Genomic DNA, 9,593 nt, shown 5'->3' with positions numbered 1-9,593 from the left:
ACCGCTACACCACGTCCCGGGGCTTGACCGTCAGTCGTCCACTAATGGGCGTCCACGGGGCTGGGGGAGTGGCTGGCGCCGCATTCAAGAAGGTCGGCAGCACCAGCCTCATCCACCGTGCGAGAAGCTCGAGAGTGTGAGTTGCGACGACTTCGGGTGATTCGGCTTTGCTGCGTAAGACGCTCATTTGTCGCCATAGCGGTTCGGCCTGTTGCAGTGCGGCGACGCCAGGTGCAAGGACAATCGCGCGACCGTCCCACTCGAGGGGGTGTACTCCTCGGAGCACTCGATCCGCATCGGGGAGAAACCATGCCATCTGTGTGCGCCAGAACTGTTCGTCGGCGTAGATGGCCCAGATGCGTGCTGTGGGTGCTGGCCAAACTCGGCACCACTTGCCGGTGCCGAGTGCCAGCGACATGCCCGGGCGCAGGATGTGCATGCTCTCTGCGGTCTCGAAGGCGCAAGAGCCCTCGACGACATTGATCACCTTCACATGCCGGAAAACGGTACGGCTTGACGGAATCGTGCGCACCATCTCGATGGCCGCGATGTCACCTGGTATCTGGATCGCTGGGTAGGAGAGCGTGACCCCGAGCGGCGGAGGGGGCGGCAGGTCATGCCTGGCCTCGAATGAGTCCTCTCGCGTAGCCGCGAAGCGGCGCACGGCGCGCTGTCAGCGGTCGGTGAGCGCGCGCACTGTCAGGGCAGTGGCGAGCTTGGTCGTCGAGAAGGCGTTCATGATGGTGTCGCGAGTCCAGGGGTTGGTCCGCTCGGGATTGCGGTAGCCGCGCCAGAAACCGAAAACCCGCTGGCCGTCGATATCGAGCGCGATCGACGCGCCCAGCTCTTGGTTGCTGTCGAGCTTGCTCTCGAACAGTTCTCTGATGTCAGCGAATGAATCGGTCGCGGTACGTTCTCTGGTCATGGCGTGCTCACTTTCTGTTGGGCGATGAAGAGTTGCCCGTTGATACGTCTGCTCAGGTGGGGTATGTTTGGTCAGTTCAGATAGGGGCGCAGCACGGTGAGGCAGTAGTCCCAGACGGTATTCTCCTTCGCGGGGTCGTCCCAGCCGAGAAAACATGAAGGCCACCACCTGAATTGCGGCACCAGAAGCGTTCCATATCCCGATAGTGTCCCGCATCCTGCTGTGCACTGCCCTGGGTTCTGCGAGACGTTGGCTTCGGGCTCACCGACATAGCCCACGCCGCGAGTGTACGAGATGGGGAGTGGCCCAGTAGTGTGCTGCGGCCGCTGAGGAGGGATGCCCCGGGCGGATCATCCTTTCTCCCCACGGGCGTCGGCGCGCTGTTCGGCCTCAGTAGGTCGATGATTGTTCAGCCCCTTTTCCGGAGCTGAACTGATCTCACTGCACGTTCTTCCTGAGCCACGGCATGGGATCGATGGGGCGACCGTTGATGTCGACCTCGAAATGCAGGCAGGATCCGAAGACGTAGCCGGTGGAGCCGACGTCGCCGAGATACTGGCCGGGAGCGACGCAGTCCCCGACTTCTACCGCGCGGGTCCCACTGTTCAGATGTGAGTAGAGGGTGCTGACTGTCTCTTCGTTGAACAGGCTCTCGACCTGAATGCTCACGCCGTAGCCACTGTTGCTCTCGGTTGAGAGCGAAACACAGCCTTCGACAGCCGCATAGATGGGCGTCCCGACTGACGCCGCGAGATCTTGACCCATGTGCGAGCGACCCGGACGAGAGGCACCGAACCCGTCGCTGACCGAGTAGGTTCCGGAGGGTAACGGCATGAGAACCTGTTGAGCTGTTGGCAGGTTCACAGCTGTCGAGAGGGGCCGGGCAGATGCGACGGCGGCAGCGATTGCCTTCGCGCGCGACGCGGCGATCTCCTTCTCTGTCGTTGCGGAGAAGTCCCCGCGAGGGAAGACCTCGACCCGGATGTCTTCTCCTGCGGTGTAGGACTGTGCGTTAACGGTGGCCGCGGCCTCGACCTGCTCCGGTTCTGCGTCGGATATTCCCGGAAGGGCGGCGCCGGTGATCAACACGCTGACCGCGAGGACGGCTCCGAGTGCCTTCGCTCGAGCCCACGAGCTCCGGGCGCGCGGGCGGTGGGGAGGTGTCGCAGACACTGCCTGTACGGGGGCTTCAGTTCCGTGCCGCGGGATGACGGAGGCCTGGCGGGTCGTCGGAGCTTCCTTTGACACCGGGCGGCCTTGGCCGCGGAGATCGCGACGAAGGAGGGGGCGATCGGGGAAGCCGGGGTCTGTCGACGTCGTCGTCGCCTTTTCGGATGCGCGCTCGGGTAACCCAGAAATGATCGTGATCCTTCCGGTGGAGCAGAATACTTATCTCGATCGCAGACCCGATCGTTACTGATCTGTAACGGTAGATAGTCCGATTCGCTTAGGTCAAATTGAGATGCGCTTTCACAGCATCTGCTTAGAGAGCTGGATCCGCGTACATGGAGGAGACTCAGAAGGTTGGCAGGGTACCCTTGGAGAGATGATCTCCTCGGCTCAAGCGCAACCCTCAAGGGTGCTCAGTGAGCAGCTTCTGATAACGAGGATCATTACGGCAGTCGGCTTGGCTCTCCTCCTGCTTCTGGGGGCAGCGGGTGCATCGCATTCCGAGAGCGAGGAGGCTTCGTCTTCACTGCTCGTGGCGAGCACACTCCTCGATCCGCACCTTGCTTCGGGAGAGCCCGGGAGTACCGTCGACAAGCATATGGCAGCCGCCGATGCCTCGACGGCGGGGGTCCTCGTCGGGGCAGCGCTGTGCGCCCTCGGCATGTTGTGCGGGCTCGTCTTCGTGATCTTTGCTCGGATGGTTTCGCGCCGTCGGGGGGTCGCATATCTCGTCCCTCGATGGATGGCACTCTGGCTCGTCCCGGTGCGCATCATCGTTGCCCGGACCGGGGCACTGTCGCTGACACAGTTGGGTCTTTCCCGAACCTGATTTTTGGCATGCCGTCTCGTGCGGACGGCACTTCGCACCCGGATACCCTCCCGGTGCCTGTTCCATGCCGATTGTTCTTGTTTGGAGTAATTGATGAACCCTTCTGGAAAGCCGCGCGACCCCGCTTTCAACTGGCGGCCGATCCTGATCAGCGCAGGGATCGTCGCCGCCCTTGTCGTGGCAGCGATCATCTATGTGGTGATCAACAGCCAAGGCCCGACCGCCCCTTCAGCCGAGGTACCGGACGGGCAGACAGTCCCGCCCCCCGCGGTTGTTGACGCTAGTTCGCACATCCTCGACGACGGTGGGGAGGGTGCTGTCGAGGTCGTGGAGTTCCTCGATTTCGAGTGCGAGGCCTGCGGGATGTTCTATCCGATCGTCGAGGATCTTCGTGAGAGATTCGCGGGAGAGATCACCTACGTGGTGCGGTACTTCCCGCTTCCCGGACATTTCAACTCACAGAACGCGGCGTTGGCCGCGGAGGCTGCTGCCCAGCAGGATCGGCTGGAGGAGATGTACGGCCGACTGTTTGAGACGCAGGCGGAGTGGGGCGAGGCTCAGGAATCCCGTGCTGATCTCTTTCGGGGTTTCGCTGAGGAGATCGGACTGGACATGGCCGCGTACGACACCGCCATCGCGGATCCCGCCACATTGGAACGAGTCGAGTTCGACTTCAACGCGGGACAGGAGCTCGGCGTCAACAGCACGCCGACGTTCTTCCTCGAGGGCGAGCAGCTCAATTTGCAGCAGTTGGACGACCTCGAGAACGCCATCGAAGCAGCGGTGAACGGTGATCGGTGATGCGGGCAGGACTGTCGCATAGACGAGTGATCGTCATCGGCAGCGGTCAGGCCGGTCTCGCCGTGGCGGCCGCCCTGATCGCGAAAGGGCTGCAGCCCCAGCAGGATTTCGTCGTGATCGACGAGGCCGCACCAGGCTTGCGCAGCTGGGCTTCTCGATGGCACTCGATGGTGCTTCTTAGCGATGCCCGTCACAGCGCTCTGCCGGGCCTACCCTTTCCAGGCGATCAACGACGGCGGCCGCGTGTCGACGAGATGATCGAGTACCTCAGCGATGTCGAGGGCGGTCTCGGAGTCAAGACTCTCTGGGGTGTCCGGGCGACAGGTTTGGAGCGGCGCGGGTCCGGCTCGGTCTTGCACCTGTCGACCACGGAGGGTGAGGTGCAGACCCGAAACGTCGTGTGCGCAACGGGTGCCGCCACACATTCGTGCACTCCGGCGTGGGCAGCGGAGCTTCACGTGCCTGGAGTTGTGCTGCACAGCAGCGAGTATCTGTATCCGCGGCAGATTCCCACGAACGATGTGCTCATCGTCGGCGGCGGGAACAGCGGTGTGGAGTTGGCCCGTGAACTCGCACCGTCGCATGCGGTGACCTTGGCTGTTCGCACGGCTCGTAGGCACAAGCCGGCATCGCGGTACCTGCGAAGGCAACTCTTTGCCCGAGGATCGCGACCGGAGCCGGTATTCGGGGACAGCTACAAACAATTGCGTGATGTTGGCGTCAGCATCCGCCCTGCAGTGGCAAAGGCGGGGAGGAACGCTGTCACATTCGTCGACGGAACAGTGGCAACGCCGGGGTCCGTGATTCTCGCGACCGGATTCGACCCTGGTGACGACTGGCTACCGGATGACGCCCGGACCGTTCCTCCCCAGCGGACGATGACCGGGCTGCCGGGATTGTTCGTCGCCGGGATCCCTCAGTACGGCGGTGGGGGCTCGGACACCATCGCAGGAGTCTTTCGAGATGCCACGATCATCGCCCGCCACATCATCGAACGACCGTGAAGAGAGCAGAACCCATGAGATCCGTCCACCGTAGAAGGCTTTCCACCTCTCGAAGGTCGAATAGGCGTGGCCGCGGCTTCGCCGCATCTGCTGGCTTGTCTGCTCTGCTGATCATCGGCGGAACCGTTTTCGGCACGGCGAGTCCCGCCGCTGCTCACGATGAACTGCTCTCCACCTACCCCGAAGCCTCCGCAACCACACCTGGTGCTCCGGCGGAGATCTCCCTCACTTTCACGGGCGAGTTGCAGGGGCTCGAGGGCGCCACGGTGATCGATGTCCTCGCGGAAGACGGGAGCAACCTCGCCGACAGTGCTCCCGAGGTCCTCGATACGACGGTCACGCAGCACCTGTCCGACCGGTCGGTCGTCGGTGAGGTCACGGTGAGGTGGCGGGTGGTGTCCAGCGACGGGCATCCGATCAGCGACGAGTACACGTTCAGGATAGAGCCGACCGGGACGCTGACGAACAGCCCCACCCCCACGAGTAGTCCCACGCCGACGAGTAGCCCTTCTCCGTCAGAGCAGAGCACGAATACCCCGACGCCGAGTGCCGCGTCCGGCAACGGAGACATCCACAGCCAACCGAGCGCGGATCTCGCGGCCCTCCCCATCCTGGTCATCACCGGGGGAGTTGCCCTCCTGGGCAGCTCAGCACTCCTGATGGTCATGGCCGGTCGTAACCGGCGCCGTCGTGATCGTGCGGCACAGCAGGGAAAGGAGAATACTGATGAGTTCTAACCGGGCGCGATATCTCGCGGTCGCCGCCCTTGTGGCGGCGGGGATCGTGGTGATCGATCAGACCACGAAGGCGGCCGCTCTCGCAACACTGAGCGAGGAGGCACGTATCCCGCTCCTGGGCGACCTCTTCGGCCTCCAGCTCGCGTTCAATCCGGGCGCGATCTTCTCCCTCGGATCCGGGTTTACCGGCGTGATCACCCTGGTCGGAGTCGGAGCGGTGGTCTGGGTGCTTCTCGCCGCGAGCCGTGCACGCACGGCAAATCTCGCGGTGGCGTTCGGGTTCATACTGGGCGGCGCGCTCGGGAACCTGATTGACCGGGTGTTCTCACCGCCCGGGTTCGGGGTCGGGCACGTCACCGACTTCCTCGCCTACGGGAACCTGTTCATCGGGAACCTCGCCGACATCGCTCTCGGTATCGGCGTCGTCCTCCTTCTCGGGGTGACCTGGACCCGACGGCGCAAGGTCGAGCTGGCTCCTTCGGCACGAGTGGAAGCAGGTGCCGCATGAGCGCGAAACAACGCACGCCGTCCACCTTCCAGCGCAACGCGCTCGCACCGGGGCTGCTCGCGGCAGCGGTGCTCTTCACCGCTCCGTTGTGGACCGGGGCCGGCCTGTTCCAGGTGGTGCTGTTCGTCACAGCGATCCTCGCGGCGATCGTGGCCTGGTTCGCGGGGCAGGCGCGCCAATGGTGGTGGATCCCGGTATTCGTCGCGGTCCTCGTGCTGTGGAACCCGGTCGTGCCCTTCCCGTTCACGGGGCCGGTCTGGGCGGCGGCACAGCCGGCCGCAGCCATCGTCTTCCTGGTCGCGGGGGCACTGATCAAGGTGCGTCGCACATGATCCGCCGGATGATCGCCGCAGTCGCAGCAGTGCTCCTGGGCGTCATCGCCCTGACGGGGTGCTCCGCGAACGACTCCCTGGCGCAGCAATATCAGGAGGGGAACGAGAAGGGGTACATCGCCGGAGACTTCCGCGTCGTGGAGATCGCGGCGGGGGAGCGGGGCGACCCGGTCGTCTTCGAGGGCGTCACCGAGACTGGGGAGACGGTCTCCAGCGACGACTACCGCGGCGAGGTGCTGGTGGTGAACTTCTGGTACGCCGCCTGCGGGCCGTGCATCGTCGAAGCGCCGCTGCTCGAGGAGGTGTGGCAGGAGTACCAGGACCAGGGCGTGTCGTTCCTCGGCGTCAACACCTACGATCAGCCCGCCACGGCGCTCTCCTTCGCTCGGGACAACAACGTCACCTACCCCAGCGTGATCGACGTCAACGACGGCAAGGTCAAGCTGGCATTCGCGCAGGTCACCCCGATCCAGGCGACTCCGACGACGCTCGTGGTCGACAAGGAGGGGCGGGTCGCCGCGCGCATCATCGGGCAGCTGCAGAGCGCATCCATCCTGTCGACCCTCGTCCGCGACGCTCTCGAGGAATCGCCATGAACCCCGGCGATCTCGTTGCCGACGGGGCGCTGTGGGTCGCGATCCCCATCGCGGTCCTTGCGGGTCTGATCTCCTTCGTCTCCCCGTGCGTGCTGCCGCTGGTGCCCGGATACCTCGGGTATCTGGGCGGCGCCTCGAGCGCCACCGCGGTCGGTGGCGCAACGACCTCCACGGCAACGGCGGAGCGCACGCGGCTGCTGCTGGGGGTGACGCTGTTCATCGCCGGGTTCACCGTCGTGTTCGTCACCGTGACGATCCTGGGCGGGACGTTCGGGTTGTTGCTGCTGCAGTACGCGAACGTCCTGACCCGTGTGTTCGGCGTCGTGGTGATCATCCTCGGCCTGGTGTTCATCGGATTCTTCGGCGTCGCGCAGCGCACCCTCCGCCCGCGCATGCAGTCCCGTGCCGGGCTGCTCGGCGCGCCGCTGCTCGGGTTCGCGCTCGGCGTCGGGTGGACACCGTGCATCGGCCCGACGCTCGCGGCGATCCTGTCGGTCTCCTGGAACCTCGGCGACCCGGCCCGCGCGGGCCTGCTGGGCCTGGCCTACTCGCTCGGGCTCGGCCTGCCCTTCCTCGTGCTCGCCCTCGGCTGGGGGTGGGCGTCCCGGTCGGTCGCGTTCCTGCGCCGCCACATCCGCACCCTGAACATCGTCGGCGGGGTAGTGCTCGTCCTCCTCGGCATCCTGATGGTGACCGGGCTGTGGACCGCGCTGATGTCCGCCCTCCAGCAGGTGGTGATCAATGTCCCCCTCCCGCTCTGAGACCGCCACCGACGCGCCCGTCGACCCCCTGCGCCCCGACGACCACGCCGACGGCAACGATTCCGGTATCGCCCAGCCGGCGCTGGGGGTCATGGGATGGGCGAGATGGGCGTGGCGTCAGCTGACCAGCATGCGCACCGCTCTGCTGCTGCTGCTCCTGCTGGCAGTCGCCGCCGTGCCCGGATCGCTGTTCCCGCAGCGCAGCGCCGACCCCAACGGGGTGATCCAGTGGCAGCGTGACAACCCCGAGGCCTATCCCATCGCGGATGCCATCGGGCTGTTCGACGTATACCAGTCGCCGTGGTTCTCGGCGATCTACCTGCTGCTGTTCGCCTCGCTGATTGGATGCGTCTCCCCGCGCACGAAGCACCACTACAAGGCCCTGCGATCCCAGCCGCCCCGCACGCCGGTGCGGCTGTCCCGGCTCGATGACTACGAGGAGCGCACCGTCCCGGCCGCCGACCCCGCGAGCCAGGCGCGAGAGGCCGTCGACGTCGCCGAGCGGCAGCTGCGCCGTGCCGGCTACCGGGTGCACCGCTACGACGGCCGCGGATGGCTCTCCGTGTCCGCCGAACGCGGGTACCTGCGCGAGACCGGCAATCTCGTCTTCCACACGGCGCTGATCGGCGTGCTCGTCTCGGTCGGCCTGGGAGGCGGGTTCTCCTACACGGGCCAGCGGGTCGTCGTCGAGGGCACCACCTTCGTCAACGCCCTCAGCGACTACTCCTCGTTCGACGCCGGCCGGTTCATCGACGGGACCGGTCTCGCCCCGTACTCGCTCACCCTCGACGAGTTCCAGGTCACGTATCAGCGGCCGGGCACGCCGGGGGCCGGGCAGGCAGGGGACTTCTCCGCCGACGTCACCGTCCGCATCCCCGGTGAGGAGGATCGGACCGAGAGCGTGATCGTGAACTATCCCATCTCCGTCGCCGGCGACCGCATCCACCTGCTCGGCAACGGCTACGCCCCCACGATCACCGTGCGCGACGCGGCTGGCGAGCTCGTGTACACCGAGTCGCAGCCGTTCCTCCCGCAGGACTCGAACATGACCTCCCTCGGGATCATCAAGATCCCCGACGGGCTGCCTGAGCAGGTCGGCTTGGTCGGGTTTTTCTACCCCACCGCGGGCGTGCTGGACTCCGGCGCCTACACCTCCATCTACGGCGACGTCGTCAACCCGCTGCTCACCTTCAACGTGTACAGCGGCGACCTCGGCATCGACGACGGAACCCCGCGATCGGTGTACACCCTCGAGACCGACGGCCTCACCCAGCACACCGGCGGTCAGACCGGAGTCGACTCCATCGAGCTGACGCCGGGGGAGACCGCGGAGCTGCCGAACGGATGGGGCACCGTCACCTGGGAGATCGCGTCGCCCGAGGATCCGGTCAAGCGATTCGCGTCGCTGCAGATCCAGCGCGACCCGACCGCCGGATGGGTGCTGGCCTTCTCGATCCTCGCGATGCTCGGCCTCTTCGCCGGGCTCTTCGTGCCCCGCCGCCGCGTCTGGGTCAAAGCCCACCCGACCGACGAGGGCGTCCGCCTCGAGTACGCGGGACTGGCCCGCGGCGAAGACCCCACACTCCGCAAAGCCGTCGTCGACATCGCCGACGCCCACACGGAGGCGCTCACCGGCGTCTCCGACTCATCCCCAGAGAAGGAGAGAACCGATGAACTGCCCCGTTGACGGCACGACGCTCCTGGTCACCGACCGTTCCGGCGTCGAGATCGACTACTGTCCGCAATGCCGTGGCGTGTGGCTGGACCGCGGTGAGCTCGACAAGGTCATCGACCGCTCATCTGGCTACCAGGCGCCGGACTACCCCGAAGACGAGCACCGCCGTTCCCGGCATGACCGCGGCGGCAAGAGACGACGCGAGGGCTTCCTCGGCGATCTCTTCGACTTCTGAGCTCGTCGACCGATGACACG

General features: G+C 65.6%; 12 protein-coding genes. 10 read left to right on the top strand and 2 right to left on the bottom strand.

The annotated features are described in order from the left end of the window. Window positions 1–673: 673 nt before the first annotated feature. The gene (locus WDU99_RS16725; protein ID WP_337333604.1) at window positions 674–925 is read right to left on the bottom strand and encodes a serine hydrolase domain-containing protein; all 252 of its coding nucleotides are present in this window, start codon (window positions 923–925) and stop codon (window positions 674–676) included. Between the two features lie 438 nt (window positions 926–1,363). Next, window positions 1,364–2,014: a M23 family metallopeptidase gene (locus WDU99_RS16720; RefSeq protein WP_337333603.1), complete on the bottom strand. Its 651-nt coding sequence runs from the start codon at window positions 2,012–2,014 to the stop codon at window positions 1,364–1,366. A 457-nt stretch (window positions 2,015–2,471) separates the two neighbouring features. Between WDU99_RS16720 and WDU99_RS16715 the strand changes: the two genes are divergently transcribed. The 10 genes from WDU99_RS16715 to WDU99_RS16670 all read left to right on the top strand — a co-directional run bounded on the left by WDU99_RS16715 (window position 2,472) and on the right by WDU99_RS16670 (window position 9,573). Continuing rightward, window positions 2,472–2,924: a hypothetical protein gene (locus tag WDU99_RS16715; protein ID WP_337333602.1), complete on the top strand. Its 453-nt coding sequence runs from the start codon at window positions 2,472–2,474 to the stop codon at window positions 2,922–2,924. 177 nt (window positions 2,925–3,101) lie between these two features. After that, complete coding sequence (locus WDU99_RS16710; RefSeq protein WP_337333601.1) at window positions 3,102–3,725, top strand: DsbA family protein; 624 nt, start codon at window positions 3,102–3,104, stop codon at window positions 3,723–3,725. A gap of 26 nt (window positions 3,726–3,751) precedes the next feature. After that, window positions 3,752–4,729 carry a flavin-containing monooxygenase gene (locus WDU99_RS16705; RefSeq protein WP_337333600.1) on the top strand — a complete coding sequence of 326 codons (978 nt, stop codon included), beginning with the start codon at window positions 3,752–3,754 and terminating at the stop codon, window positions 4,727–4,729. 14 nt (window positions 4,730–4,743) lie between these two features. Continuing rightward, a complete protein-coding gene (locus WDU99_RS16700) occupies window positions 4,744–5,466 on the top strand; it encodes a copper resistance CopC family protein (protein ID WP_337333599.1) in 723 nt (240 codons plus the stop codon). Continuing rightward, window positions 5,456–5,974, top strand: a complete 519-nt coding sequence (gene lspA / locus WDU99_RS16695; RefSeq protein ID WP_337333598.1) for a signal peptidase II — start codon at window positions 5,456–5,458, stop codon at window positions 5,972–5,974. The genes WDU99_RS16700 and lspA overlap by 11 nt, the downstream gene beginning before the upstream one ends. Further along, the gene (locus WDU99_RS16690) at window positions 5,971–6,306 is read left to right on the top strand and encodes a DUF6804 family protein (RefSeq protein ID WP_292735315.1); all 336 of its coding nucleotides are present in this window, start codon (window positions 5,971–5,973) and stop codon (window positions 6,304–6,306) included. The genes lspA and WDU99_RS16690 overlap by 4 nt, the downstream gene beginning before the upstream one ends. An 8-nt stretch (window positions 6,307–6,314) precedes the next feature. Then, on the top strand, window positions 6,315–6,902 hold the full coding sequence (locus tag WDU99_RS16685) for a TlpA family protein disulfide reductase (RefSeq protein WP_337333597.1): 588 nt from the start codon (window positions 6,315–6,317) through the stop codon (window positions 6,900–6,902). Further along, entirely contained in the window at window positions 6,899–7,663 is a 765-nt protein-coding gene (locus WDU99_RS16680) for a cytochrome c biogenesis CcdA family protein (protein ID WP_337333596.1), read from the top strand. Before WDU99_RS16685 ends, WDU99_RS16680 begins: the two co-directional genes overlap by 4 nt. Continuing rightward, window positions 7,644–9,350 (top strand): cytochrome c biogenesis protein ResB, encoded by a 1,707-nt coding sequence (gene resB, locus WDU99_RS16675; RefSeq protein WP_337333595.1) that lies wholly within the window; start codon window positions 7,644–7,646, stop codon window positions 9,348–9,350. Before WDU99_RS16680 ends, resB begins: the two co-directional genes overlap by 20 nt. Then, window positions 9,334–9,573, top strand: coding sequence for a TFIIB-type zinc ribbon-containing protein (locus WDU99_RS16670; RefSeq protein ID WP_337333594.1), 240 nt, complete (start codon window positions 9,334–9,336; stop codon window positions 9,571–9,573). Before resB ends, WDU99_RS16670 begins: the two co-directional genes overlap by 17 nt. The last annotated feature ends 20 nt before the right edge of the window (window positions 9,574–9,593 follow it).

Source organism: Microbacterium bandirmense, assembly GCF_037204185.1.
GTDB classification, from domain to species: domain Bacteria; phylum Actinomycetota; class Actinomycetes; order Actinomycetales; family Microbacteriaceae; genus Microbacterium; species Microbacterium bandirmense.
The sequence above is the reverse complement of the archived record's forward strand: the minus strand, read 5'-3'. Positions and strand labels throughout refer to the sequence as shown.